Here is a 26,032-nt window from a genome sequence, read left to right as displayed (position 1 = left end):
GATGACTGTAGAGAATAGTTCGATGATTGTCAAACTATTTCGGAGATCCCGTTCGCGAACCGACCCCGACGGAGGAACGATGTCGGCCGACTACCCGGCGCCCGAGATGTCAGACGTGCAGCTCGTCGACGTGCTTCGAGCCCTGGCCGACCCCATCCGGCTGCAGATCGTGCGCGTCCTCGCTGACGGTGAGCCGCACTCGAAGAGCGGCGCCGAATGGGGTTTCGACGTGCAGAAGTCCACGCTGTCCCACCACTTCAAAGCTCTGCGCGAGGCAGGCGTCACGCTGACGATCGTCAGCGGGCGCACCCACGCCATCCAGCTGCGCCGCCGCGAACTCGACGACCGGTTTCCTGGCTTGGTCGACGCACTGATCGCGGGCGCGGTCTAACCGAGCGCTTCTTCCAGCTTGCGTTCGATCTCGTCGAGGTCGAAGTAGTTGTCGACGACGACCACGTCGGCGTTCGTCGGACCGATCCGGTCCACCAGCTCGGGCGACGTCAGGATCACCTGGGCGTTCGCCGCCGCGCTGGCCACGTTGTCGAGGTCCGAGGCGGTCACGTCGGCGTCGATGTCGAGCCGGTTGAGCACGCGCTCCGCGTTGACCTTGAGGATTCCGGATGTGCCGACTCCGGCACCGCAGATCGCGACGATCTTCATGGGGTAGCCCCCTCGCCGCTGGCGGCCATGATGCGCTGCACCTCGGCGACGTCGGCTGCGCCGGCGAGCGCCGGGATCGCGCCCGGGTCGTTGAAGATGTTCGCGAGCTCGGCGACCGAGGTCACGTGCGCATCCGGAGTCGCGACGGCTAGACCGATCACCACGCCCACCGGATCGTTGTGCGGGTGCCCGAAGACGACCGGTTCGGCGAGGGTGACGACCGAGAGGCCGTCGGTGAGCACATCCGGACCCGGACGAGCGTGCGCGAGCGCCAGCCCCGGTGCGATGACGATGTACGCGCCGTACTCGTCGATGACCTGGATCATGCGGGCCGCGTAGCCCTCCTCGGTCGCGCCGGACCGGGCGAGCGCCTCCCCCGCGAGCTCCACGGCTTCACGCCAGTCGGACGCGTGGGCTCCGACGGTGATGGCGGAATCGGGGAGGGGAGGAAGAGGCATGCATTCAGCGTATCGGTCGGAGAACTAGGAACCCTCGAAACCCGCTGTGATGATGTCGGCGAGCTCTTCGCGTTCTTCCAGCGAGAGGAACGTCGACGCTGCCGCGTTCAGCTGGAAGACCTCGAGATCCGTGCGGTCGTACTGGAATGCGTCGGCCAGGATGCTCAGCTCGCGGGTGAGTGTCGTTCCGCTCATCAGGCGGTTGTCCGTATTCACCGTGACGCGGAACCCGAGCTGGTAGAGCAGGTCGAACGGGTGGTCCAGGATGTCGTCGCCCCACGCGGCGATCGCGCCGGTCTGCAGGTTCGACGAGGGGCTGGTCTCGAGTGCGATCTCCCGGTCTTTCACCCACTGGGCGAGCAGGCCGAGCGTGACGTAGGTGTTCTCGTCGTCCTGGCGCTCGATGACGATGTCCTCGGCGATGCGCACGCCGTGGCCGAGCCGCAGGGCCCGCCCGTCGAGAAGAGCGCCGCGAATGCTCTCGAGCCCGTCGGCCTCGCCGGCGTGAACGGTTGTCGGGAAGAACTGCGACGCGAGGTAGTCGAAAGCCGCCCGGTGGTTCGAGGCCGGGAAGCCCGCCTCCGGTCCGGCGATGTCGAAGCCGACCACGCCGCGTTCGCGGTGACGCACGGCGAGCTCAGCGATCTCTAGGCCGCGGTCGTTGTGGCGCATGGCCGTCACGAGCTGGCCGATCCGGATGGGGCTCCCCGTGCCGCGCACGTCTTCGATGCCCTGCTCGATGCCGTCCTGCACGGCTTCGACGGTCTCGTCGAGACTGAGACCCGCGCCGAGGTGCTGTTCGGGCGCCCAGCGGATCTCACCGTAGACGACGCCGTCGGCACCCAGATCCTGAACGAACTCACGGGCAACGCGGGAAAGGCCTTCGCGGGTCTGCATGACCGCGGTCGTGATGTCGAAGGTCTTCAAGTACTCGACGAGCGAACCCGAGTTCGACTTCTCGGCGAACCAGGCGCCGAGCTCCCCGCATCCGTCGCCGGAAGATCGAGGCCGATCCCGCCCGCCAGTTCGACGATCGTGGCCGGCCGCAGCCCGCCGTCGAGGTGGTCGTGCAGTGACACCTTCGGCAGGGACAGGATGTCCGTTCCGTCGGCCAGCCGGTAGTTCTCGTTCTCGTCGGTCATGGTCTTCAATCTATCGGTGCGCGGAGGTGTCAGGAGATGCGATCAGGGACGCGGTCGGCGATGTGTCAGGAGATGCGGTCGGCGATGAGCGGGCCGCCGGTGAGCACGGGGTCGCCCGCGTCGCCGATGCGGTACGCGCCTTCGATGGCCTCGAGGGCGCGCTCGAAGCGCGCCGGCTCGTCAGCGGAGAGGGTGAACAGCGGCTGGCCCGCGACCACCGTGTCGCCCGGCTTGGCGTGCAGGTCGATGCCGGCGGCGTGCTGCACGGGGTCCTGCTTGCGTGCGCGACCGGCTCCGAGACGCCAGGCGCCGATGCCGAACGGGAGCGCCTGCTGCTCGACGAGCACGCCGTCGCGCTCGGCGACGACGGTGTGCGTCTCCTTCGCGACGGGAAGCGCGGCATCGGGGTCGCCGCCCTGAGCCCGGATGACCTCGCGCCACTTGTCCATCGCCCGGCCGTCCTTGAGGGCGGCCTCGACGTCGACGTCGGTCTTGCCTGCGAGGGCGAGCATCTCGCGAGCCAGCTCGACCGTCAGCTCGACGACGTCGGCGGGGCCGCCGCCGGCGAGAACCTCGACCGACTCGCGGACCTCGTTGGCGTTGCCGATCGCGAGTCCGAGCGGAACGTTCATGTTGGTGAGCAGCGCGGAGGTCGCGACGCCCGCATCCTTGCCCAGAGCCACCATCGTGCGCGCCAGTTCGCGCGACTTCTCGATGTCCTTGAGGAATGCTCCCGAGCCGAACTTCACGTCGAGCACGAGCGCGCTCGTGCCCTCGGCGATCTTCTTGCTCATGATCGAGGAGGCGATCAGCGGAATCGCCTCGACCGTTCCGGTGATGTCGCGCAGTGCGTACAGCTTGCCGTCGGCCGGGGCGAGCCCCGAACCCGCGGCGCAGATCACGCCGCCCTGGTCGCGCAGCTGGTCGAACATCTCCTGGTTGCTGAGGTTGGCTCGCCAGCCCGGGATGCTCTCCAGCTTGTCGAGCGTGCCGCCCGTGTGCCCGAGCCCGCGGCCCGACAGCTGAGGCACGGCGACGCCGAACGTCGCGACGAGCGGCATCAACGGCAGGGTGATCTTGTCGCCGACGCCACCGGTGGAGTGCTTGTCGCTGGTCGGCTTGCCGAGACCCTCGAAGCTCATCCGCTCGCCCGAGGCGATCATCGCCATCGTGAGGTCCTTGATCTCGCGACGGGTCATGCCGTTCAAGAAGATCGCCATCGTCATCGCGGCCATCTGCTCATCGCCGACGTATCCGCGCGTGTACGCGTCGATCAGCCAGTCGATCTCGGCCGTGGACAGTTCGCCGCGGTCGCGCTTGGCGTGGATGAGGTCGACGGCGTCGAAAGCCTCGACGGTACCGGAGGTGCTGGTCAAGTCGGAGTGTCCTTAATCGTTGTTCTTTGCGGTGTCTTCGGAGATCTCTTCAGCGATGACATCGGCGATGTCTTCCGCGATCTCCTCCGCCGCGTACTCGACGAGCTGGCGCGGACCGAACGCATCCGGAAGCACCTCGTCGATGGTGCGGATGCCGGAGACCGTCTCGAGCAGCATCCCCTCGACCGAGTGCTCGTACAGCAGCTGCCGGCACCGGCCGCAGGGCATCAGGATGTTGCCGTGCCCGTCGACGCAGGTGAACGCCACGAGGTGGCCGCCGCCCGAGATGTGCAGCTGCGAGACCAACCCGCACTCGGCGCAGAGCGTGACGCCGTAGCTGGCGTTCTCCACGTTGCAGCCGACGATCACCCGCCCGTCGTCGACGAGTGCTGCGACGCCCACCGGGAAGTTCGAGTACGGCGCGTATGCGTGCGTCATCGCCTCGGAAGCGGCCGCGCGCAGCGCATCCCAATCGACGGCGATGCTGCCGGGAGCTGTCACGGCCGTCACGATTTGATGTACGGCTTGCCGTCGGCCGCCGGAGCTCTGGAGAGCCCGACGAGACCGGCGACAGCGAAGATCGTCACGATGTACGGCAGCATGAGCATGAACTCGCTGGGCACCGGCGAGCCGATGGTCCCGAGCACGTTCTGCAGGTTCGTCGCGAAGCCGAAGAGCAGGGCCGCGAGCGTGGCCTTGATGGGATCCCAGCGTCCGAAGATGACCGCGGCGAGCGCGATGAAGCCCTGACCGGCCGTCATCTCCTTCGAGAACGCTCCGACCGATCCGAGGGTGAAGTACGCACCGCCGAGGCCGGCGACGGCGCCCGCGAGCGAGACGTTCCAGAACCGCGTGCTGTTCACGTTGATGCCGACGGTGTCAGCGGCCTCAGGATGCTCGCCGACCGACCGCAGGCGCAGACCCCACCGCGTGCGGAACAGCCCGAACCACACCACGAAGATCGCAATGTACATCAGGTACTCGATGATGGACTGCTGGAACAGCACCGGCCCGATGATCGGGATGTCGCTGAGCACTGGGATCGGCCACTCGGGCAGGCGCGGCGGGTGGTTCAGCAGTGCCGCATCCTGAGCGAGCACCTTCGAGTAGAGGAAGCTCGTGAGTCCGGTGACGAGCACGTTCAGCACCACACCGACGATGACCTGGTCGACCAGGTACTTGATCGAGAACGCGGCGAGCACGAAGGAGACCAGTACGCCGGCCACCATCGCGGCGATCAGGCCGACGGCCCAGCTGCCGGTGAGCGTGGCGGTCATGGCGGACACGAACGCGCCGGCGAGCAGCTGGCCCTCGATCGCGACGTTCACGACGCCGCCGCGCTCGGAGATCACACCGCCGAGGGCACCGAACACCAGGGGCACCGAGAGGCTGACGGTTCCGAGCAGCAGGCCGGTGATGGGAACGGGCAGCTCGCCCGAACCCGCCCAGGCCAGGAAGCCGAACATGAAGACCAGCGCGAAGCCGATGACGAGCCACAGGCTCACCTTGCGGGCCTGCCACGAGAGGTAGAAGGCGACTGCGGTGAGGATCGCCAGGATGATCGTGACGATCACCGTCGTGCTGAAGGTGTCGACGACCAGGTTCGGAAGGGCGACCTTGTCGGTGGTCTCGGTGAACTTGAATGTGCTGGTTCCGTGGCGCGGGAAGCCGAAGAACAGGATCAGGCTGATCAGCACGAAGATGCCGAAAGCGATCGGCGCCTTCCAGCTGCGGATCTGCGCCTTCTCGAGAACGATCGGGGACGAGTCGGGGATGACCGGTGTCGCGGTGCTCACTTGGCCGCCACCTCCTTCGTGACGGTGGGACTCTCTCCGGGGCGTCTGCCCCGGAGTGGGGAGACGGAAGATCGCGCGCACGAGCGGCGGCGCGGCGACGAACAGCACGATCAGCGACTGCAGAACGAGCACGATGTCGATCGGGATGTCGTTGGCCGCCTGGATCGTGTAGCCACCGGCCTTCAGAGCGCCGAAGAGCAGGCCGGCGACGAACACGCCCCACGGCCGGGACCGCCCGAGCAGCGCGACGGTGATCGCATCGAAGCCGATCCCCGCATCCACGCCCGAGCTGATGCCCGAGGGGAACACGCCGAGCGCCTGGTTCGCACCCGCGATGCCGATGAGGCCACCGGCGATCAGCATCGAGTAGAGGTACATGTTCTTGACGTTGATACCGGCGACGCGGGCGGCGTTCGGGTTCTCGCCGACCGCGCGGAAGCGGAAGCCGAGGTTCGACCGGTTGATCAGCCACCACACGAAGACCGTCGCGCCGATGACGACGATGAGGGCCCAGGTCAGGTTGTACTGCGGCCCGAACAGCGGCGGGAAGATCGCGTTGTCCTTGATGGGCGGCGCCTTCGGGTTGTTCGAACCGGGAGCCTGCAGCAGGCCCTTCGTGCGCAGCATGTACGAGATCAGGTAGAACGCGATGTAGTTGAGCATGATCGTGACGATCACCTCGTGCGCGCCCGTTCTCGCCTTCAGCAGACCGACGATTCCGGCCCAGACCGCACCACCGGCGATACCGGCGAGCACGGCGAGGACCAGGTGGAGCACGGGAGGCAGGTCGAACGAGAACCCAACCCATGCCGCGCAGGCGGCGGCGATGAGGATCTGTCCCTGGCCGCCGATGTTGAACAGGCCGACGCGGAACGCGAGGGCGACGCCGAGGCCGCCCACGATCAGCGGGGTGGCGAAGGTCAGCGTCTCGGTCAGCGGCCGGATGCCCGCCGAGAACGACGGACGGCGGAAGTTGTAGATGGCGCCCTGGAACATCGAGGTGTACGCGCTCGACACGGAGTTCCAGATCGCAACGAACGTGTCGCCCGGGCGAGCGAAGAAGTATCCGGCTGCCTTCTGAACCTCAGGATCGGTGATCGCGATCAGGATCGCGCCCACGATCAGCGCGAGCACGACCGCGAGGATCGAGATGACGACGGGGCCGCCCATGATCTCGCGCGCGGCCTTGTTCCAGCGCGATGGCTCCTCGCCAGGCGTCTCCTGCTTGGTCAGGCCCGGGGCCGTCTCGGTCCCGCTCATACTGCCGCTCCGTTCACTGCTGCTTGTGCGTCGGCCGGCGACTCGCCGGCCATCATCAGGCCGAGCACCTCGCGCGAGGTGTCTCCCGGTACGATTCCGACGATCCCGCCGCGGTACATCACCGCGATGCGGTCGGCCAGGGCGGCCACCTCGTCGAGTTCGGTTGAGACGACGATGACGGGGATGCCCGAGTCGCGGGTCTCGACGATCCTCTTGTGCACGAACTCGATCGAACCGACGTCGAGACCGCGCGTGGGCTGAGCCGCGACGAAGAGCCGCAGGTCACGGCTGAGCTCGCGCGCCAGGACGACCTTCTGGGCGTTACCGCCCGACAGACGACCCACCTTGGTCTCGATCGACTGGGTGCGCACGTCGAATTCGCGCACCTTCTCGTCGGCGAATTCGTTGAGGTAGCCGAGCTGCAGGTTCGCGCCCTTGACGAACGGCGCACCGCTCGACCGGTCGAGCATGAGGTTCTCCGCGATCGAGAACTCGCCGACGAGCCCGTCCTCGTTGCGGTCTTCGGGGATGAAGCCGACGCCCGCATCGAGCACCCGGCGAACGCTGCGCCCCTGGATGCTCTGACCGTCGAGCTGGATCTTGCCCTCGACGCGGGGCTGGAGGCCGAGGATCGCCTCGGTGAGCTCGGTCTGGCCGTTACCCTGAACTCCGGCGATGGCCAGGATCTCCCCGGCGCGGACCTCGAAGCTCACCCGGTTGACGACCAACTGCCCGATCGGGTCGATGACCGAAAGGTCCTCGACCACGAGTGCGGCGTCGCCGGGCGTGGCCGGCTGCTTCTCGACTGTCAGAGACACCGCACGGCCGACCATCATGGACGCCATCTCGGCGTTGGTCGAGGTGGGCTCGGTCTCGCCGACCACCTTGCCGAGACGGATGACCGTGATCCGGTCGGCCACCTCGCGCACCTCGCGCAGCTTGTGGGTGATGAAGATGATGGCCGTGCCCTGCTCCTTGAGCTGGCGCATGATGCCCATCAGCTCGTCTGTCTCCTGCGGGGTCAGCACGGCGGTCGGCTCGTCGAACACGAGCACTTTCGCGTTCTGTGAGAGGGCCTTGATGATCTCGACGCGCTGCTGGACACCGACGGGCAGGTCTTCGACGAGGGCGTCGGGGTCGACATCGAAGCCGAAGCGGGCGGAGATCTCACGCACACGCTTGCGGGCGGCGGGCAGGTCGAGTCGGCCGCCGAACTTGGTCTGCTCGTGGCCGAGCATGACGTTCTCGGCCACGGTGAACACGGGGATGAGCATGAAGTGCTGGTGCACCATGCCGATGCCCGCCTTCATGGCGTCACCGGGGCCGGAGAAGTGCTGGACGACGTCGTCGAGCAGGATCTCCCCTCTTCCGCCTGATACAGGCCGTAGAGGACGTTCATGAGGGTGGACTTGCCGGCGCCGTTCTCTCCGAGGAGACAGTGGATCTCGCCGGGTTCGACGACCAGGTCGATATGGTCGTTCGCGACCAGGGCACCGAACCGTTTGGTGATGCCGCGAAGTTCGAGCTTCATTCGGGTGGGGTTCCTTCTCTACTCGCCCGGGTGGAGCGAAAGCGCGCGAAACGGCAGGTGGGCCTCGATGCGCGTCTTCACCCTAACCTTTTGCACATATGTCAGTGTGTGCTCACTTGAGCAACCATCACAAGGGTAAACACAGTAAGAGGGACAAAATGCGGGGAGGCCAGCTTTCGCTGACCTCCCCGACACTCTCGGTGCTACTGGCTACTTCGGCGAAGACGGCGAGGTGACCTTGATCGAGCCGTCGATGATGCCGGCCTTGATCTTGTCGAGCTCACCCTGCAGCGCCGGGTCGACCTTCGACTCGAAGTCGTGGAACGGGGCGATCCCGACGCCGTCGTTCTTCAGCGTTCCCACGTAGGGGGCGCTGTCGAACTTGCCGTCGGCGGCCGTGGTGACGACGTCGTTGACGGCCGGCTTCATGCCCTTCATGACAGAGGTGAGGAGCAGGTCCTTCACGCTCGGGTCGGACTGGAAGACGTCGGCGTCGACACCGATCATCGCGATCGGCTTGCCCGAGTCCTTGATCGCCGCTGCGGCGCTCTGGTAGATCGGACCACCGACCGGCATGATCACGTCGGCGTTCTGGTCGATGACGCCCTGCGCGGTGTTCTTTGCGGTCTCGTTGGCGTCGAAGCCACCGGTGAAGAGCCCGTTCTGTGCGTCGACATCCCAGCCGACGACCTTGACGGACTTGCCCTTCTGCTCGTTGAAGTACTTCACGCCATCGGCGAAGCCGTCCATGAAGATGGTGACGGTCGGGATCTGCATGCCGCCGAAGGTGCCGACGATGCCGGTCTTCGAGTAGCTGGCGGATGCGTAGCCCGCGAGGAACGCGGCCTGAGCGGTGTCGAAGATGATCGGCTTGACGTTCTTAGCCGTGATCGAGCTGTCGTCGATGATGGCGAAGTTGACATCGGGGTTGGCCGAGGCAGCCTTCTTCGTGGCGTCGGCGAGCAGGAAGCCGACGGTGACGACGAGGTTGCAGTTGGCGTCGACCATGCTCTGGATGTTCGGAGCGAAGTCGTTCTCGCTCTTCGACTCGGCCGACTTCGGCTTCACGCCGAGCTTGTCCGCCGCCTGGTTGAGGCCTTCGAAGCCGAGCTGGTTGAACGAGTGGTCGTCGAATCCGCCGGAGTCGGAGACCATGCAGGGCAGGAAGTCGCTCTTCGCTGCGCCGGACGTCGAGGTGTCCGACGGTGCCGACGAACAAGCGGCGAGCAGCGACATAACGCCGATCGCCGCAAGGCCGAGCAGGCCGGCCTTACGCGCTGTGGTTGTCAAGGTGGTGTCCTCCAAGATGCAGGCCTACGGGTGAGGCCATTTGGTTTCACGTTACCGAATGTGACGAACTGCCTTGTTCGAATATTCGGCATCTTCATGTAAGCGTTACAAACGCGCGCCTGATTGTCGCCTGCTCATTTGAGCAGGCGACAATCGGCTGTCCCCTGCCCGGGTTACAGCCAGCCGCGTTTGCGGAACACCAGGTAGAGGACGCTGCTCAACCCGAGCATCGCGAGCACGGCGAGCGGGTAACCGAACTGCCACTGGAGTTCTGGCATGTGGGTGAAGTTCATGCCGTAGATGCCCGCGACGAGCGACGGCGCGAAGAGGATCGCCGCCCAGGACGAGATCTTCTTCACCTCTTCCCCCTGCCGATGCGTCGAGTGCGCGAGCCGCGCCATCTCCTCGTTGCGTCGTTCGGACACCAGGGTCGAGTTCACGGTGAGGATGTCGCGCAGCAGCTGCCTGAATCCGTCGACCCGCTCGTTGACCAGGATGAGGTGATCGGCAACGTCACGCAGCGCACGTTGCAGCTCCTGCGTGACGCCGTACTTCTCCGACCCGTGCTCGAGCGCGATCATCACCGAGGTGAGCGGATGCGTCGCCCGCTGGAAGTCGATCACCTCGCGGGACAGTTCGTAGATACGTCGCGACACCAGCGCATCCCCGCCGAACACCTGCGTCTCGATCTCGTCGATGTCGTTGGCGAGACCGGCGACGACGGGGCTGTACGCATCCACCACCGCGTCGATGATGGCGTACAGGATGGCCTGGGTGCCGAGAGCGAGAAGCTCCGGTTCGCGTTCCATGCGCTGACGGACATGCGAGAGGTCGGGCGACTCGCTGTGCCGGACGGTGATCACGAAGTTCGGCCCGACGAAGAGGTGCAGCTCGCCGAAGTCGACCTCCTCGGGGACGTCGAGGTAGTTCGCCGCTTTCAGGACGACGAAGAGAACGCCGTCGTACCGCTCCAGCTTGGGACGCTGGTGGGCGACGATCGCATCCTCGATGGCCAGCTGGTGCAGTCCGAACTCGTCGGCCAGCGACATGAGTTCTTGAGCGCTCGGACGGTAGAGACCGATCCAGGCGACGCCGTCCGGCGTGGCGTCGAGCGCACGGTAGGTCTCAGCCAGCGAGCGCGGCGAAGCGACGCGACGTCCCTGTGAGTAGATGGCACTGTCGACCATGCTCGGCCGCTGGTCGCGGGGCTCGAGGTCGGTCGCCGCCTGGTCTGATGGAGGATCCACGCGTCGTGCCCGGGAGACGAACGGCATCGGGATGCGTCGGTTGGTGTTGGGGGCCATGGGTCACCTCCGTGGATCAGGTGTTCGACAGTGCGGTGGTCGGCCCTTCTGAAGAGCCACCTAACTGTACGCGCGCTCCCTGCCGATGCGCTGGATCGCGTCCGCCCGCGTCACGATGACCTGTTCGTAGTGGTGCACCAGCTCCTCGCAGATGACCGACCACGAGCGGCCGAGGACGGCACGACGGCCCGCCTCCCCCATCCTGAGCCGGAGTCCGGGGTCGGAGACGAGCATCCCGACGCCCGCCCTCAGCGCACTGTCGTCGCCCGAGGGGAAGAGGAGGCCGTCGACACCGTGCTCGACGAGGTCGATCGGGCCCCCCGCCCGCGGAGCGACAACGGGGAGACCGGATGCGTGGGCCTCCTGGATCGTCTGGCCGAATGTCTCCTCCGACCCCGTGTGGGCGAAGATGTCGAACGCGGCATATGCGGCCGCGAGGTCGGCGCCGCCGAGGCGTCCGAGCCAGGTCACGGGCATCCCGCGCATCGCCGAGGCGACCGTCGAGCGAGCGGGACCGTCGCCGACGATGGCGATGTGCACGTCCCTCATCCCGCGGAGCGCCGCCAGGCGTTCGACCTGCTTCTCGGGAGCGACCCTGCCGACATAGCCGACGACCAGCTCGCCGTCGGGCGAGAGCTGTTCGCGCAGGTCGCTTGCCGCGCGGGTGCGGCGGTTATTGGGGTGGTAGCGCTCGAGATCGACGCCGCGGCCCCAGCGCGCGAGCCGCTGCACGCCCGCCGTACGGAGGTCGTACTCCGACGCCGACGACGGCACGAGCGTGAGGTCGGCTCCATCGTGGACCCACCGCACGTACTTCCAGGCAATTGCCGAGGTCATCCCGAGACCGTTGCGGCGGGCGAATCCCGCGACGTCGGTCTGGTAGATCGCGACCGACGGGATGCCCAGTCGATTCGCCGCGGCGATCCCCTGCGCGCCGAGCAGGAACGGAGAGGCCGCGTGCAGCACATCGGCGCCGAACGAACTCAGGATGCGCTGCACCTGCGGGCTCGGCAGCCCCACCGGGAACTGCCGGTACGCGAACGACGGCACCTGGTGCACGCGGAAGCCGCGGTACTCGGCCGGCGCTCCCGCGTCGGGACAGATCACAATGGCCTCGTGACCTTCGTCGGCCAGGTGATCGAGCACCCGGCAGACACTCGTGGTGACCCCATTGACCGTGGGGAGGAAGCTCTCGCTGACGACGGCGATCCGCATGCTTCGCACGCTACGGCGGCCGAGTGGCCGACCCGTGAACAGTGGGTGTCCGGCACCGCTCTGTATCCTTTCGGCATGGCTCGTGCACACAACCCGATCGATCGCTTCTACAGCGTCATCCCCGCCGGCGGCATCGGCTCCCGGCTGTGGCCGCTGTCGCGCGCCGACGCGCCGAAGTTCCTGCACGACCTCACGGGGTCGGGACAGACGCTGCTGCGCGACACTTGGGACAGGCTCGCCCCGCTCTCCGGCGAGCAGCGGATCATGGTCGTCACGGGGCGCGCACACCGAGCGGCCGTCGAGGCCCAGCTTCCGGCGCTCGCGGACCCGAACGTCGTGCTCGAGTCGGAGCCGCGCGACTCGACAGCAGCCATCGGGCTGGCCGCGGCCATCCTGGAGAAGCGCGAACCCGGCGTCATCATCGGATCATTCGCCGCCGACCACGTGATCAAGAACCAGCGGCTCTTCGCCACCGCGGTGCGCGAGGCCGTCGCCTCGGCCGATGCGGGCTACATCACCACCATCGGCATCCGGCCGACCGAGCCGGCCGTCGGCTTCGGGTACATCCACACCGGCGCCGAGATGATCATCGAGGGCGCCCCGAGCGCGTTGTCGGTCACGAAATTCGTCGAGAAGCCCGACCTCGCGACAGCCGAGGGCTACGTCGCGAGCGGCTCGTACCTGTGGAACGCGGGGATGTTCATCGCTCGCGCCGACCGACTGCTCGAAGAGATCGGACGGTCGGAGCCCGAACTGCTCGCCGGCCTGCTCGAACTGGCGGATGGCTGGGACGACCCCGCCACTCGGGGACCAGCGGTCGACCGCATCTGGCCCGGGCTCAAGAAGATCGCCATCGACTACGCCGTGGCCGAGCCGGCAGCGGCCGAAGGGAATCTCGCGGTGATCCCCGGGTACTTCGACTGGGACGACGTCGGCGACTTCGCATCCCTCGCCAAGCTCAATTCGGGCGGCCGAAAGTCGGACCTGGCCATCTTGGGCGAGAACGCCCGGGTGCTCTCGGATGCGTCGAGCGGCATCGTGATCAGCCAGTCCGGGCGCGTGATCAGCCTGATCGGCGTGAAGGACATCGTCGTCGTCGACACCCCGGACGCGCTGCTCGTCACCACGAGCGAGAACGCCCAGCGGGTGAAGGCCGTCGTCGACGCCCTGAAGCTCACCGGCTCCACCGACGTCCTCTGATGCGGGAGCGTCAGTCCACCTGGGAGGGGCCCTGCTGCACGCTCGCAGCGATGCGGTGGATCTCGTCGTCGCCGAGCTGGATGCCCGCATCCTGAAGCCGCTGCCGCAGCAGCTTCTCGCTGTCCTCCTGCGGACGCAGCTGCATGTCGGCCGTCAACTGGTCGACGATCCCCTGCACTCTGGCGTCTTCGCCGGCCTCCGTGCTTCCGTCCATGATCGGTTCGTCTTGGGTCATGCGACGGACGGTACGCCCCTCACGGGGCCGCGCAAGCCTCCCCTGCGACCCCTCAATATCTCTTGACGTCGAGATAGTTAGGCATCCCTAACCAGCGGCTCCAGCGTGGGCGGCATACACTTGCACTGCGCTCTCGCGCGTTCTTTGCGATCACAACCAGGGAGGGTTGTTCGTGCCAGACCAAGCGGCAGGAACCCTGCAACCGACCAAGAACCGGCCGGGCGGAACACTGTACCGGGGCCGAGAGGGAATGTGGTCCTGGGTGCTGCACCGCATCACAGGCGTCGCCATCTTCTTCTTCCTTCTCGTGCACATTCTCGACACCTCGCTCATCCGGGTCAGCCCGGAGGCGTACAACGCGGTGATCGGCACATACAAGAACCCGATCATGGGTCTCGGCGAGATCGCTCTCGTCGGCGCCATCATCTTCCACGCCTTCAACGGGCTCCGGATCATCGCGATCGACTTCTGGAGCAAGGGCGTCAAGTACCAGAAGGCGATGTTCTACATCGTCATCGTGCTCTGGGTCGTGTTGATGGCCGGCTTCGTGCCGGTTCAGCTCATCCACATCTTCGGGGAGGCCAACTAGTCATGACGACCATCGAAGCTCCCCGCAGCCCCGCCCGTCCCGCGCGCCGCAAGGGCGTGAACTGGGAGAAGTGGGGCTGGATCTACATGCGGATCTCGGGAATCATCCTGATCGTCCTCATCTTCGGCCACCTCTTCGTCAACCTGGTCATGGGCGAGGGCGTCAAGCAGATCGACTTCGCGTTCATCGGCGGCAAGTACGCCACGCCGTTCTGGCAGGTCTGGGACCTGCTGATGCTGTGGCTCGCACTGATCCACGGCGGTAACGGGATGCGCACCCTCGTCAACGACTACGCACACAACAAGACGGTCAACCGCATCCTGAAGTGGGCCATCGCCGCTGCCGTCGTCGTGCTCGTCGTTCTGGGCACGCTCGTGATCTTCACCTTCGAACCCTGCCCCGCAGGCGCACCGGCCGATCTTCTGCCGTCGTTCTGCCCGGTCAACTAACTCCCTCAAGTAGCCAACGACTACGGAAAACGCTGTGACAACTGAAACGTCTGAATCCACCGTCATCGACGGCGTCCACTACCACGAGTTCGACATCGTCATCGTCGGCGCCGGCGGCGCGGGGATGCGAGCGGCGATCGAAGCGGGTCCGCACGCCAAGACCGCGGTGATCTCCAAGCTGTACCCGACGCGTTCCCACACCGGCGCCGCACAGGGCGGCATGGCCGCCGCGCTGGCCAACGTCGAAGAGGACAGCTGGGAGTGGCACACGTTCGACACGGTCAAGGGCGGCGACTACCTCGTCGATCAGGATGCCGCCGAGATCCTCGCCAAAGAGGCGATCGACGCGGTCATCGACCTCGAGAACATGGGCCTGCCGTTCAACCGCACGCCCGAGGGCAAGATCGACCAGCGGCGCTTCGGCGGACACACCCGCGACCACGGCAAGGCCCCGGTTCGCCGTGCCTGCTATGCGGCCGACCGCACCGGCCACATGATCCTGCAGACGCTATTCCAGAACTGCGTCAAGCTCGGCATCAACTTCTTCAACGAGTACTACGTGCTCGACGTGATCATGAACGAGGTGGACGGGGTCGACCAGCCCGCCGGTGTCGTCGCGTTCGAACTCGCCACCGGTGAGCTGCACGTGTTCCACTCGAAGGCGATCATCTTCGCCACGGGCGGTTTCGGAAAGATCTACAAGACGACCTCGAACGCCCACACCCTCACCGGTGACGGCGTCGGCATCATCTGGCGCAAGAAGCTCCCGCTGGAGGACATGGAGTTCTTCCAGTTCCACCCGACCGGACTGGCCGGGCTGGGCATCCTGCTCACCGAGGGCGCCCGAGGCGAGGGCGCGATCCTTCGCAACGCGAGCGGTGAACGCTTCATGGAGCGCTACGCCCCCACCATCAAAGACCTGGCACCCCGCGACATCGTCGCGCGCTGCATGGTGCAGGAGGTCGCGGAGGGCCGCGGTGCCGGTCCGCACAAGGACTACGTGCTGCTCGACTGCACTCACCTGGGCGCCGAGGTGCTGGAGACAAAGCTCCCCGACATCACCGAGTTCGCCCGCACGTACCTGGGCGTCGACCCGGTCGTCGAGCCGGTGCCCGTGATGCCGACCGCGCACTACGCGATGGGCGGCATCCCCACCAACAACAACGCCGAGGTGCTGCGCGACAACACCACGGTCGTCCCCGGCCTCTACGCCGCAGGCGAGTGCGCCTGCGTCTCCGTTCACGGCTCCAACCGTCTCGGCACCAACTCGCTGCTCGACATCAACGTGTTCGGAAAGCGCTCCGGTCGGAACGCGGTCGAGTACGTCAAGACCGCCACCGCCGTTCCGCTGCCCGAAGACCCGGCCGCTTACGTGCGCGGCCTGCTCGAGGGGCTCCGCGGGGGCACCGGCACCGAGCGCATCGCGGCCATCCGCAAGGAGCTGCAGGATGAGATGGACAAGAACGCTCAGGTGTTCCGTACCGACGAATCCCTCGCCAAGGTGACCGAGACCATCCACAGCCTCCGCGAGCGCTACAAGAACATCGTCGTGCAGGACAAGGGCAAGCGGTTCAACACCGACCTGCTCGAAGCCGTGGAACTCGGCTTCCTGCTCGACCTCGCCGAGGTCGTCGTCTTCTCGGCCCGCAACCGTCAGGAGAGCCGCGGCGGTCACATGCGCGACGACTTCCCGAAGCGCGACGACGAGAACTACATGAAGCACACCATGGCCTACCTGTCTGGCGACCCGCACTCGTCCGACGCGGCCGACCACATTCGTCTCGACTGGAAGCCGGTCGTCGTGACCCGCTACGAGCCGATGGAGAGGAAGTACTGATGTCGACAGCCGTTCTCGAGACTCCTCCGGCCCCCGAAGCGCCGATCCAGTCGTTCACGGTCACCCTGATCATCCGCCGGTTCGACCCGGACACCGACACCGAGCCGCGCTGGCAGGACTTCGACGTCGAGATGTTCCCGACCGACCGCATCCTGGATGCCCTCCACAAGATCAAGTGGGAGCAGGACGGTTCGCTCACCTTCCGCCGCTCGTGCGCCCACGGCGTCTGCGGCTCCGACGCCATGCGCATCAACGGCCGCAACCGCCTCGCCTGCAAGACGCTGATCAAGGACCTCGACATCTCGAAGCCGATCTACGTCGAGGCGATCAAGGGCCTGCCGCTCGAGAAGGACCTCATCGTCGACATGGACCCGTTCTTCGAGTCCTTCCGCGAGGTGCAGCCCTTCCTCGTCGCGAACTCGACGCCGCCGAAGGACAAGGAGCGCATCCAGTCCCCCGAGGACCGCGCTCGCTTCGACGACACGACCAAGTGCATCCTGTGCGCCGCGTGCACCTCGTCGTGCCCGGTGTTCTGGACGGACGGCCAGTACTTCGGCCCGGCAGCGATCGTCAACGCACACCGCTTCATCTTCGACTCGCGTGACGACAACTCGCAGGTGCGTCTCGACATCCTGAACGACAAGGAAGGCGTGTGGCGCTGCCGCACCACCTTCAACTGCACCGACGCCTGCCCCCGCGGCATCCAGGTGACCCAGGCCATCGCCGAGGTCAAGCAGGCGATCATGCGCGGCAGCCGATAACCCTTATCGGCAGGCGGTTCCGCGGTCGCTAGGCTGAGGCCGTGGCCGCCAAGAAGACGAAGAAGGACGTGCAGCGCACGCATCCCGATCCGTCTGTTCAGCGCGCCGCAGGGACCCTCGAACCGTTGCGGGAGCGGTTCGAGAAGCCGGTTGCCAAGGTGACCGGCTGGGTCAAGTGGATCAAAGAGCTCCGGCCGTACCGCGTCTACATCAACTACTCGCACAGTGACGGCAATCTGCGGGCCGGCGGGATGGGGTACCAGTCGATCTTCGCGATCTTCGCGGCGATCTGGCTCGGCTTCTCGGTGCTGGGTATCTGGCTGAGCTCGAATCCCGAGCTGTACGAAGCGCTCGTCTCCATCATCAATCGCGCCGTCCCCGGCCTCATTTCCACGCCGGAGCAACCCGGGGCCATCAACTCGGCAGAACTCCAAGATGCGTCGGGCTTCGGCTGGGCCGGTATCGTCGCGGCCATCGGTCTGCTCTGGACGGCGATCGGCTGGCTCTACTACACCCGTCAGGCGGTGCGCGCAGTGTTCGGCCTGCAGCGCGACACCACGAACTACGTGCTGCAGAAGATCCGCGACCTGGGACTCGCTCTGGCGTTCGGAATCGTACTTATCGTCTCAGCGCTCCTGACGATAGCAAGCACCGAAGCGCTCACCTTCCTCCTCGGGCTGATGGGCCTGGCCGACTCGTTCTGGACGGCATTCGTCGCGCGAGTCTCGGGCCTCTTCGTCTCGGTGATCCTCAACATCTTCACGCTGGGTTCGATGTTCCGGGTGCTCTCGCGCGTCGCCATCCCGTGGCGCAACCTGTTCTTCGGCTCGCTTCTCGGCGCCTCCGCTCTCGCAGGCCTCAGCGCGCTCGGCGGCGTTCTGCTCGGCGGCGCTACCAGAAACCCGTTGCTGGCCACCTTCACGGTGTTCATCGGGCTGCTGCTCTGGTTCAACCTGGTTGCACGCGTGATCCTGCTCAGCGCATCCTGGATCGCCGTTGGGATGTTCGACCGCGGACTGTCGCCGCGGCTGGTGACGCCCGAGCAGATCGCGGCTGAGAAGGCAGCGGCCGAGCACGACGCGCGAGTCATCGTGGCCCGAGCCGAGTTGAAGGATGCGCAGGCAGACCTCGCGAAATCCCGCTGGCTCACCCGCTTCGCCGCCCAGCGCGAGGTCGAGAAAGCGCAGAACCGGCTCAACGACATCCTCGACGAGGGAACCGTCGGGAGTCCCCGCTAGGCTTGATTCCATGCCCTCGAAGCCCCTGCGAATCGCCACGATCAACACCAACGGCATCCGCGCCGCCTTCCGCAAGGGCATGGGCGGCTGGCTCGAGACGCGTGACGTCGACATCCTCGCGATCCAAGAGGTTCGGGCGTCGACCGAAGACATCCAGGAGCTGCTCGGCGAGGAGTGGGACATCCTGCACGACCCGGCGACGGCGAAGGGCCGGGCGGGCGTGGCGATCGCGAGCCGGCACCGCGCATCCATTCACCGCGTCGAGCTGGGATCAGACGACTTCGACAGCGCCGGCCGCTGGCTGGAGGCCGACTACGAGGTGGGCGGCAAGATCATCACCGTCGTGAGCACCTACGTGCACTCCGGCGAGGCAGACACCCCCAAGCAGGTCGAGAAGTACAAGTTCCTGGATGCGATGGAGGCACGCCTCCCGCAGCTTCAGGCGCACAGCGAGTACGCCGTCGTGATGGGCGACCTCAACGTCGGGCACCGCACCCTCGACATCAAGAACTGGAAGGGCAACGTCAAGCGAGCAGGCTTCCTGCCGAAGGAGCGCGAGTACTTCGACCGTTTCGTCGGAGCCGAAGGCGATGCGGACTACAACGCCGGAGCCGGCCTCGGCTGGGTCGACATGGGACGCAAGTTCCACGGCGACGTCGACGGTCCGTACACCTGGTGGTCCTGGCGCGGCCAGGCGTTCGACAACGACTCCGGCTGGCGCATCGACTACCAGCTCGCCACTCCCGCCCTCGCGGCAACGGCCACGTCATACGCGGTGGACCGCGCTGCGGCCTACGACGAGCGATGGTCCGATCACACTCCTGTGGTCGTCGACTACGCCATCTAACCCATCCGACTCTCGTCTCGAGGTAATCCCATGACCGCACTCCCCCGCCTGTATTCGGGCATGCAACCATCCGCCGACTCGCTGCACCTCGGCAACTACATCGGCGCGCTGCTCCAGTGGAAAGAACTGCAGTCCAACCACGACGCCTTCTTCTCCGTGGTCGACCTGCACGCCATCACCGTTCCGCAAGACCCCGCCGAGCTCCGCGAGAAGACCCGACGCACCGCCGCGCAGTACATCGCCGCCGGCATCGACCCGTCGGCGTCGACACTCTACGTGCAGTCGCACGTTCCGGCGCACGCTCAGCTGCAGTGGATCCTGACCACCATCACAGGGTTCGGCGAGGCGTCGCGCATGACGCAGTTCAAGGACAAGTCGGCGAAGCAGGGCACGGATGCGGCCTCGGTCGGCCTGTTCGGCTACCCGGTTCTCATGGCGGCCGACATCCTGCTCTACGACGCCGAGGTCGTGCCGGTCGGTGACGACCAGCGCCAGCACGTCGAGCTCACCCGCGATCTCGCGATGCGATTCAACAGCCGGTTCGGCGACACCTTCGTGGTTCCACAGGCGATGATCCTCAAGGACAGCGCCCGCATCTACGACCTGCAGAACCCGACCTCGAAGATGTCCAAGTCGGCCGAGTCGCCCGCCGGACTCATCCAGATGCTCGAGGAACCGTCGAAGAGCGCGAAGAAGATCATGCGCGCCGTCACCGACACCGACGGGCTGGTCTCGTTCGATCGCGAGGGCAAGCCCGGCATCTCGAACCTGCTCACGATCTATTCGTCGCTCAGCGGGCGCCCGATCGAGGCCATTGAACTCGAGTACGACGGCAAAGGCTACGGCGACTTCAAGAAGGGCCTCGCAGAGGTCGTGGTTGAGACGTTCGCGCCCGTGCGCGATCGTGCCCTCGAACTGCTGGCCGACCCGGCCGAGCTCGACCGTATCCTGGCCCGCAATGCCGACCGCGCCAACGAGATCGCCGAGGCGACGCTCGCCAAGGTCTACGACCGCGTCGGGCTGCTGCGTCCGGCTCGATGAGCGCAGAGCAATGACGCCAGTGCCGCCGCGGGAGCCCGTCGTGCTGACGGGCTCCCGTGTGGTGCTCTCGATCCCCGGCGAAGCTGACATCGATCGCATCGCGGAGCTGTGCCGAGATCCTGCCGTCGCAGCGTGGACAACAGTCCCAGTGCCGTATTCGCGCGGCGATGCCGAGAACTTCGTGCTCGGCATGGTCACGCGGGGCTGGGCGCACGGCACCCACTGCACCTGGGCGATCCGCCGCGAATCCGGCGGTCCGCTCGTCGGAATGATCGGCATCGACGGGATCAGCGACGGTGACGCGGAGATCGGCTTCTGGCTGGCGCCCGAGGCCCGTCGACAGGGGCTGATGAGCGAGGCCGTCTCGCTGGCCGTCGACTACGGGTTCGCCCAGCGCGGCGCAGAGGGTCGTTCTGGACTGGCGCTCGACCGTCTCGTCTGGCGTGCCTTCGTCGGCAACGCAGCCAGCGCATCCGTCGCCCGCCGAGCGGGTTTCCGCTACGAGGGCACTCGACGTCTCGGCGGCATCCAGCGCGGACGCCGCCTCGATGACTGGCAAGCCGCCCTGCTGCGCGACGACCCGCGCGATCCGGTGAGCGACTGGCCCGACGAGACTTACGTACAGGTGGAGTCCCCTCGCCCATGACTGCTCCGCGTGTCGTCCTGTTCGACCTCGACGACACCCTGTTCGCACACCGCGCTGCGGTGGCGCGCGGGATCGAGGCGCATGTCGCCGCTCTCGGTGAGCCTTACGGGTCGCTGCCGACAGCATCCACGGTCGACTTCTGGCACGAGTTGGAGGAACGGCACTACCACTCGTACCTCGCCGGCACGCTCGACTACGAAGGCCAACGGCAGGCACGCGCCCGCGACTTCGCCGCCCGTCACGGCGTCGCGCTCGACGACGAAGCCGCCAGCGCTTGGTTCGCGACCTACTTCGAGCGGTACGTCGAGAGTTGGGCGTTGCACGAGGATGCGTTGCCCTGCCTCGATGAGCTGGCCGAGCGCATCCCCGGCGTACGCTTCGGTCTCATCACGAACGGCGACCTCGCCTTTCAGACCCGCAAGATCACGACCGTCGCGCTCGACGAGCGCGTGGAGCACGTCATCACATCCGGCGAACTGGGAATCGTGAAGCCCGACCGCGCGATCTTCCTGCACGCGTGCGAGGTCTTCGGCGTCGAACCCGCGGAGGGCGCATACGTCGGCGACCGCCTGCGCACGGATGCGATCGGGGCGGCGAATGCGGGCCTCACGGGCGTGTGGCTGAACCGCACCGGCGTCGTGGCCGCCGAGGACGAGGCCGCGGAGGCGCGTGCCGCACACGTGCTCGAAATCGCATCCCTCGCCGAGCTGCCCGCGCTGCTCACCCGCTGAAGCGCGACGCCGGCACCCGGGGAAACGCGGAAGCGCCGCCCGGCGAGGCCGGGCGGCGCTTCAACGGTGGTGCAGGTCAGGCGTTGCGGACGTCGTCGTCGACCCAGTCGAACGTGCGCGTGACGGCCTTCTTCCAGAGGCGGATCTGGCGGTCGCGCTCACCCTCGTCCATCTGCGGGGTCCAGCGGCTGTCCTCCTGCCAGTTCTTGCGCAGGTCGTCCAGGTTCTCCCAGAAGCCCGTCGCCAGGCCCGCCGCGTAAGCGGCACCCAACGCGGTCGTCTCGGCGACGACCGGACGCACAACGGGGACACCGAGGATGTCGGCCTGGAACTGCATGAGAGTGTTGTTGGCGATCATGCCGCCGTCCACCTTCAGCTCGGTCAGGTCGACGCCGGAGTCGGCGTTGACGGCTTCCAGCACCTCGCGGGTCTGGAACGCTGTCGCCTCCAGCACTGCGCGGGCGATGTGGCCCTTGTTCACGTACCGGGTGAGGCCGACGAGCGCGCCGCGCGCATCCGGCCGCCAGTACGGCGCGAAGAGTCCCGAGAACGCCGGCACGAAGTACGCACCGCCGTTGTCGTCGACCGTCTTGGCGAGTTCCTCGATCTCCGGGGCGCTCGAGATGAGGCCCAGGTTGTCACGGAGCCACTGCACGAGGGAACCGGTCACGGCGATCGAGCCCTCGAGCGCGTAGTGCGGCTTGGCGTCGCCGAGCTTGTAGCCGAGCGTCGTCAGCAGACCGTTCTTCGAGTGGACGATCTCCTCACCCGTGTTGAAGATGAGGAAGTTGCCCGTGCCGTAGGTGTTCTTCGACTCGCCGGTGTCGAACGCCGCCTGGCCGAAGGTGGCCGCCTGCTGGTCGCCCAGGATGCCCGCGACGGGCACCTCGCGCAGCAGGCTGGACGCCTCGACCTGGCCGTAGACCTCGGACGAGCTCTTGATCTCCGGGAGCATCGACTTCGGAACGCCGAACACCTCGAGGATGTCGTCGCGCCAGCTGAGCGTCTCGAGGTCCATGAACAGGGTTCGGGATGCGTTGGTCACGTCGGTGGCGTGAACGCCGCCGTCCGGGCCACCGGTCAGGTTCCACAGCACCCAGCTGTCCGTCGTACCGAAGAGCAGGTCGCCCGCCTCGGCGCGCTCACGCGCCCCTTCGACGTTCTCGAGGATCCAGACGATCTTCGTGCCCGAGAAGTAGGTCGCGAGCGGAAGGCCCACGATCTGCTTGAAGCGCTCGACGCCTCCGTCAGCCGCCAGGCGGTCGACGATCGGCTGCGTGCGGGTGTCCTGCCAGACGATGGCGTTGTAGACCGGCTCGCCGGTGTTCTTGTCCCACACCACAGCGGTTTCGCGCTGGTTGGTGATGCCCACCGCGGCGATGTCGTGGCGCGTCAGGTCGGCCTTGGAGAGAGCCTGGCCGATCACCTCGCGGGTGTTGTTCCAGATCTCGACGGGGTTGTGCTCGACCCACCCCGCCTTCGGGAAGATCTGCTCGTGCTCCAACTGGCCGGACGAGACGATCGATCCGGACTTGTCGAAGATGATCGCCCGGGTACTGGTCGTGCCCTGGTCGATGGCGACAACATAGTCGGCCATAGGTAACTCCTTTGTTTGGGGGTGGGGCGTGGCGCGCCGGCCTCGCCGATCGGGGCCGGCGCGCTGATACTGAGGACTACTTGGTTATGACGGGTAGCAGTACGAGCGCCAACCAGCCGGCCAGCAGACCACCGATGATCGGGCCGACGACCGGAACCCAGGAGTACGACCAGTCGCTCGAGCCTTTGCCCTTGATCGGCAGGATCGCGTGGGCGATACGAGGACCGAGGTCACGGGCTGGGTTGATGGCGTACCCCGTAGGACCACCGAGCGAGGTACCGATGACGATAACCAGCAGGGCGACGGGCAATGCGCCCAGGGCCGCGAGGCCAGAGACACCGGGCTGCTTGCCGAACGCGATGACGACGAACACCAGCACGAAGGTACCGATGATCTCCGTCACCAGGTTCCAGGCGTAGCTGCGGATGGCCGGGCCGGTCGAGAACACGCCGAGCTTGTTGGCGGGCTCCGGCTCCTCGTCGAAGTGCTGCTTGTATGCCAGCCACGTGAAGACGGCGCCGATGATCGCGCCGAGCATCTGCGCCAGGATGTACAACAGAATCGTTCCCGGGTTCACCGCCACCAGTGTGTGCGTCGCCGCGCTACCGAATGTCTTTGCGCCGTTGGCGACCAGACCGAGCGTCACTGCTGGGTTCAGGTGCGCACCAGAGTTGTAGGCGACCGTCACACCGGAGAAGACCGCGAGGCCCCAGCCGATGTTCACCATCAAGAACCCGCCGTTGAAGCCCTTGTTCTTGATGAGTGCGACGTTCGCTACGACGCCGGTACCGAGGAGGACGAGCATTGCCGTGCCCACCAACTCCGACAGGAAATCTACACCGATATTGTCCACGTTGACCTTCCAGTTGTTCAGTTGATCCGCACCCTGTTGTGCGATTACCGGTGGTACTTGTCAGGGTGGGCAATTGAACGCTATTCGCGTCCGGTCCACCGGGACAAGGACCGTGCTATGCACGTCTGTGCATTATCGGAGCGCCGCGGCTTCGCTCCCGTCCTCCGACTCGAGGTGCACCCGGTGGGCGTCGGCGAGGTCCGCTATGACAGCATCTTCCTCCTCCGTACGTCGATTTGGCGACCATCCGAGCGCTGCAGCCGCGATTTCCCCGATCTCGCGCACGAGCGAGCCCGAGATCGAACCGGTGAACGCGAGGCTCGTCCGGCGCAGGAAGACGTCCAAAAGGTGCACGACATGCTCCGTTCGCACCAGATACTCGATCTCGGCGCGCGAGAACTCGGGGGCGGCGGTGAGAGGCACGTCATCGCCGTCGTATCCGGCGATCGCGTCGATCACATAGGTCGCCTTGGTGCCGTAGCGGTGCAGTAACTGGCTCGCGCGCTCTGTTCCGACGTCGGCCCCGTAGCGCGCGATCCAGTCGCGTTCGGCGGTCGGGGTCGCTGGGAATCCGGCCCCTCCGCCGATGGCGAGACCAGCCGTGGAGACGGTGCGCTCCAGGTCGAGCGCCTGCAGCGTCTCGTTCGCGAGGTGCTCGCTCAGGGCGCGGAAGGTCGTCCACTTCCCGCCGACGAGCGACAGCACCTGGGTGGTTCCGAGCCCCGGGATGGTGCCGGGGACGATCCGGTAGTCGCGGGAGACGAATCCGGGCTGAGTGTCGTCGTGGTGCGGGAGGGGGCGAACGCCCGAGAACGTGTACACGATCTGCGACCGGGTGACCGGGATCTGTGGGAAAACGTGCGAGACCAGCTCGATGAAGTAGTCGATCTCCTCATCGGTGCAGACGGCGCGCTCCGACATGTCGGCCTCGAGGTCGGTGGTGCCTACCATGACCTTCCCCTTGAGCGGGTAGATCAGCACGATACGTCCGTCGTTGTTCTCGAAGAACATCTCACGCCCCTGGCATGCCGCGAGCAGCTCCGGGTTGTCGAGCACGATGTGCGAGCCCTTGGTGCCGCCCATGTACTCGGTGGGCTCGCCGAGAGCCTGGTTGGTGAGGTCGGTCCACGGTCCGGATGCGTTGACCACCACATCCGCGACGATCGAGAACTCGACGCCGGTCTCGCGGTCGCGCACGAGCACTCCCCCGTCGCGCACGCCGATCGCCTCGACGTAGTTCACGGCGCGGGCGTGCGGCCCTGCGGCGAGACCATCGGCGAGCACATCGAGCGCGAGCCGCTCAGGATCGTGCACCGACGCGTCGAAGTAGGTGGCCGTGTACTTGATGCCCGGGTTGAGCTCGGGCTGCGTCTGCAGCGACTTCTTGCGCCCGTGGAACTGGTGGCGCGGAACCGTGCCGCCGTCGCGCGAGAACGCGTCGTAAATGGTCAGGCCGGTCTTGATGAGGAACGCGCCGCGCTCCTTCGGCTTGCCCTGCTTGTGCGTGAGGAAGCGCAGCGGCGCCGCCAGGATGCCCGAGAAGGTCGAGAAGATCGGGATCGTCGTCTGAAGCGGCTTCACGTAGTGCGGCGCGATCTTCAGCAGCCCGTTGCGCTCGGTGACCGACTCCTTGACGAGCCGGAACTCGCCGTTCTCGAGGTAGCGCACCCCACCGTGGATCATGTGGCTCGACGCGGCGGACGCGCCGGAGACGAAGTCGTTGCGCTCGACGAGCACGACGTCCACGCCCTGCAGCGCGAGATCGCGGAAGGTGCCGATGCCGTTGATGCCGCCGCCGACGACCAGGACCTGAGCATTGGGGCGTTCGCGAAGCCGCTCGACCTCGCTGCGGGAACCGGATGTGTTCGACTGCGTCGTCACGGGACTCTCCTGTACATCTGTGGCGGTTGTTACTGGTGCAGCTATAGTTTTCGATGCGTGGACACAATGTTCAAGCTCGGTGCACATACGTGCAT

At 66.4% G+C, this 26,032-nt stretch carries 23 protein-coding genes and 3 pseudogenes; 11 read left to right on the top strand and 15 right to left on the bottom strand.

The window, feature by feature from the left end:
* Positions 1 to 79 precede the first annotated feature (79 nt).
* Complete coding sequence (locus tag ACQ86A_RS06195; protein WP_431279705.1) at positions 80 to 391, top strand: ArsR/SmtB family transcription factor; 312 nt, start codon at positions 80 to 82, stop codon at positions 389 to 391.
* Here the strand turns inward: ACQ86A_RS06195 and ACQ86A_RS06190 are convergent.
* The 11 genes and pseudogenes from ACQ86A_RS06190 to ACQ86A_RS06140 all read right to left on the bottom strand — a co-directional run bounded on the left by ACQ86A_RS06190 (position 388) and on the right by ACQ86A_RS06140 (position 12,032).
* Complete coding sequence (locus ACQ86A_RS06190; protein ID WP_431279704.1) at positions 388 to 660, bottom strand: PTS sugar transporter subunit IIB; 273 nt, start codon at positions 658 to 660, stop codon at positions 388 to 390. The two genes, ACQ86A_RS06195 and ACQ86A_RS06190, sit on opposite strands and share 4 nt — an antisense overlap.
* The gene (locus ACQ86A_RS06185; RefSeq protein WP_431279703.1) at positions 657 to 1,118 is read right to left on the bottom strand and encodes a PTS sugar transporter subunit IIA; all 462 of its coding nucleotides are present in this window, start codon (positions 1,116 to 1,118) and stop codon (positions 657 to 659) included. Before ACQ86A_RS06185 ends, ACQ86A_RS06190 begins: the two co-directional genes overlap by 4 nt.
* Positions 1,119 to 1,142: 24 nt before the next feature.
* A pseudogene (locus tag ACQ86A_RS06180) lies at positions 1,143 to 2,260 on the bottom strand (adenosine deaminase).
* Positions 2,261 to 2,325: 65 nt separating this feature from the next.
* Positions 2,326 to 3,636, bottom strand: a complete 1,311-nt coding sequence (locus tag ACQ86A_RS06175; RefSeq protein WP_431279702.1) for a thymidine phosphorylase — start codon at positions 3,634 to 3,636, stop codon at positions 2,326 to 2,328.
* A 12-nt stretch (positions 3,637 to 3,648) separates the two neighbouring features.
* Positions 3,649 to 4,074, bottom strand: a complete 426-nt coding sequence (locus ACQ86A_RS06170) for a cytidine deaminase (RefSeq protein WP_431280388.1) — start codon at positions 4,072 to 4,074, stop codon at positions 3,649 to 3,651.
* Positions 4,075 to 4,142: 68 nt separating this feature from the next.
* Positions 4,143 to 5,432 (bottom strand): ABC transporter permease, encoded by a 1,290-nt coding sequence (locus tag ACQ86A_RS06165; RefSeq protein ID WP_431280387.1) that lies wholly within the window; start codon positions 5,430 to 5,432, stop codon positions 4,143 to 4,145.
* Between the two features lie 156 nt (positions 5,433 to 5,588).
* Positions 5,589 to 6,428, bottom strand: a pseudogene (locus ACQ86A_RS06160) (ABC transporter permease); the annotation flags it as partial.
* Between the two features lie 260 nt (positions 6,429 to 6,688).
* Positions 6,689 to 8,223 (bottom strand): annotated as a pseudogene (locus ACQ86A_RS06155) (ABC transporter ATP-binding protein).
* A 210-nt stretch (positions 8,224 to 8,433) separates the two neighbouring features.
* Positions 8,434 to 9,513 (bottom strand): BMP family lipoprotein, encoded by a 1,080-nt coding sequence (locus tag ACQ86A_RS06150; RefSeq protein ID WP_431279701.1) that lies wholly within the window; start codon positions 9,511 to 9,513, stop codon positions 8,434 to 8,436.
* A gap of 173 nt (positions 9,514 to 9,686) precedes the next feature.
* The gene (locus tag ACQ86A_RS06145) at positions 9,687 to 10,817 is read right to left on the bottom strand and encodes a magnesium and cobalt transport protein CorA (protein ID WP_431279700.1); all 1,131 of its coding nucleotides are present in this window, start codon (positions 10,815 to 10,817) and stop codon (positions 9,687 to 9,689) included.
* 60 nt (positions 10,818 to 10,877) lie between these two features.
* Complete coding sequence (locus ACQ86A_RS06140; protein WP_431279699.1) at positions 10,878 to 12,032, bottom strand: glycosyltransferase family 4 protein; 1,155 nt, start codon at positions 12,030 to 12,032, stop codon at positions 10,878 to 10,880.
* Positions 12,033 to 12,107: 75 nt separating this feature from the next.
* Between ACQ86A_RS06140 and ACQ86A_RS06135 the strand changes: the two genes are divergently transcribed.
* A complete protein-coding gene (locus tag ACQ86A_RS06135) occupies positions 12,108 to 13,232 on the top strand; it encodes a mannose-1-phosphate guanylyltransferase (protein WP_431279698.1) in 1,125 nt (374 codons plus the stop codon).
* 10 nt (positions 13,233 to 13,242) lie between these two features.
* On the opposite strand, the gene ACQ86A_RS06130 is transcribed toward ACQ86A_RS06135, so the two are convergent.
* Positions 13,243 to 13,467: a hypothetical protein gene (locus ACQ86A_RS06130; protein WP_431279697.1), complete on the bottom strand. Its 225-nt coding sequence runs from the start codon at positions 13,465 to 13,467 to the stop codon at positions 13,243 to 13,245.
* Between the two features lie 250 nt (positions 13,468 to 13,717).
* Here ACQ86A_RS06130 and sdhC point away from each other — a divergent pair, with 250 nt between their 5' ends.
* The 9 genes from sdhC to ACQ86A_RS06085 are packed head-to-tail and all read left to right on the top strand — an operon-like array spanning position 13,718 to position 21,606.
* Positions 13,718 to 14,056: a succinate dehydrogenase, cytochrome b556 subunit gene (gene sdhC, locus ACQ86A_RS06125; RefSeq protein ID WP_431280386.1), complete on the top strand. Its 339-nt coding sequence runs from the start codon at positions 13,718 to 13,720 to the stop codon at positions 14,054 to 14,056.
* 2 nt (positions 14,057 to 14,058) lie between these two features.
* Complete coding sequence (locus ACQ86A_RS06120; RefSeq protein WP_431279696.1) at positions 14,059 to 14,505, top strand: succinate dehydrogenase hydrophobic membrane anchor subunit; 447 nt, start codon at positions 14,059 to 14,061, stop codon at positions 14,503 to 14,505.
* Between the two features lie 34 nt (positions 14,506 to 14,539).
* Positions 14,540 to 16,342, top strand: coding sequence for a succinate dehydrogenase flavoprotein subunit (gene sdhA, locus ACQ86A_RS06115; RefSeq protein ID WP_431279695.1), 1,803 nt, complete (start codon positions 14,540 to 14,542; stop codon positions 16,340 to 16,342).
* Positions 16,342 to 17,103 (top strand): succinate dehydrogenase iron-sulfur subunit, encoded by a 762-nt coding sequence (locus ACQ86A_RS06110; protein ID WP_431279694.1) that lies wholly within the window; start codon positions 16,342 to 16,344, stop codon positions 17,101 to 17,103. The genes sdhA and ACQ86A_RS06110 overlap by 1 nt, the downstream gene beginning before the upstream one ends.
* A 41-nt stretch (positions 17,104 to 17,144) precedes the next feature.
* A complete protein-coding gene (locus ACQ86A_RS06105) occupies positions 17,145 to 18,341 on the top strand; it encodes a YihY/virulence factor BrkB family protein (RefSeq protein WP_431279693.1) in 1,197 nt (398 codons plus the stop codon).
* Positions 18,342 to 18,351: 10 nt separating this feature from the next.
* On the top strand, positions 18,352 to 19,188 hold the full coding sequence (locus ACQ86A_RS06100; protein WP_431279692.1) for an exodeoxyribonuclease III: 837 nt from the start codon (positions 18,352 to 18,354) through the stop codon (positions 19,186 to 19,188).
* A gap of 30 nt (positions 19,189 to 19,218) precedes the next feature.
* Positions 19,219 to 20,229, top strand: a complete 1,011-nt coding sequence (gene trpS / locus ACQ86A_RS06095) for a tryptophan--tRNA ligase (RefSeq protein WP_431279691.1) — start codon at positions 19,219 to 19,221, stop codon at positions 20,227 to 20,229.
* Between the two features lie 10 nt (positions 20,230 to 20,239).
* Positions 20,240 to 20,875 carry a GNAT family N-acetyltransferase gene (locus ACQ86A_RS06090; RefSeq protein WP_431279690.1) on the top strand — a complete coding sequence of 212 codons (636 nt, stop codon included), beginning with the start codon at positions 20,240 to 20,242 and terminating at the stop codon, positions 20,873 to 20,875.
* The gene (locus ACQ86A_RS06085) at positions 20,872 to 21,606 is read left to right on the top strand and encodes an HAD family hydrolase (RefSeq protein WP_431279689.1); all 735 of its coding nucleotides are present in this window, start codon (positions 20,872 to 20,874) and stop codon (positions 21,604 to 21,606) included. The genes ACQ86A_RS06090 and ACQ86A_RS06085 overlap by 4 nt, the downstream gene beginning before the upstream one ends.
* A gap of 76 nt (positions 21,607 to 21,682) precedes the next feature.
* On the opposite strand, the gene glpK is transcribed toward ACQ86A_RS06085, so the two are convergent.
* The 3 genes from glpK to ACQ86A_RS06070 all read right to left on the bottom strand — a co-directional run bounded on the left by glpK (position 21,683) and on the right by ACQ86A_RS06070 (position 25,937).
* Positions 21,683 to 23,203, bottom strand: coding sequence for a glycerol kinase GlpK (gene glpK, locus ACQ86A_RS06080; RefSeq protein ID WP_431279688.1), 1,521 nt, complete (start codon positions 23,201 to 23,203; stop codon positions 21,683 to 21,685).
* A gap of 76 nt (positions 23,204 to 23,279) precedes the next feature.
* On the bottom strand, positions 23,280 to 24,008 hold the full coding sequence (locus ACQ86A_RS06075) for an MIP/aquaporin family protein (RefSeq protein ID WP_431280385.1): 729 nt from the start codon (positions 24,006 to 24,008) through the stop codon (positions 23,280 to 23,282).
* A 180-nt stretch (positions 24,009 to 24,188) separates the two neighbouring features.
* On the bottom strand, positions 24,189 to 25,937 hold the full coding sequence (locus ACQ86A_RS06070) for a glycerol-3-phosphate dehydrogenase/oxidase (protein WP_431279687.1): 1,749 nt from the start codon (positions 25,935 to 25,937) through the stop codon (positions 24,189 to 24,191).
* Positions 25,938 to 26,032 lie beyond the last annotated feature (95 nt).

This window comes from Leifsonia poae (assembly GCF_050632195.1).
Classification (GTDB): domain Bacteria; phylum Actinomycetota; class Actinomycetes; order Actinomycetales; family Microbacteriaceae; genus Leifsonia; species Leifsonia poae_C.
This window is presented reverse-complemented; position numbering and strand designations above follow the sequence as displayed.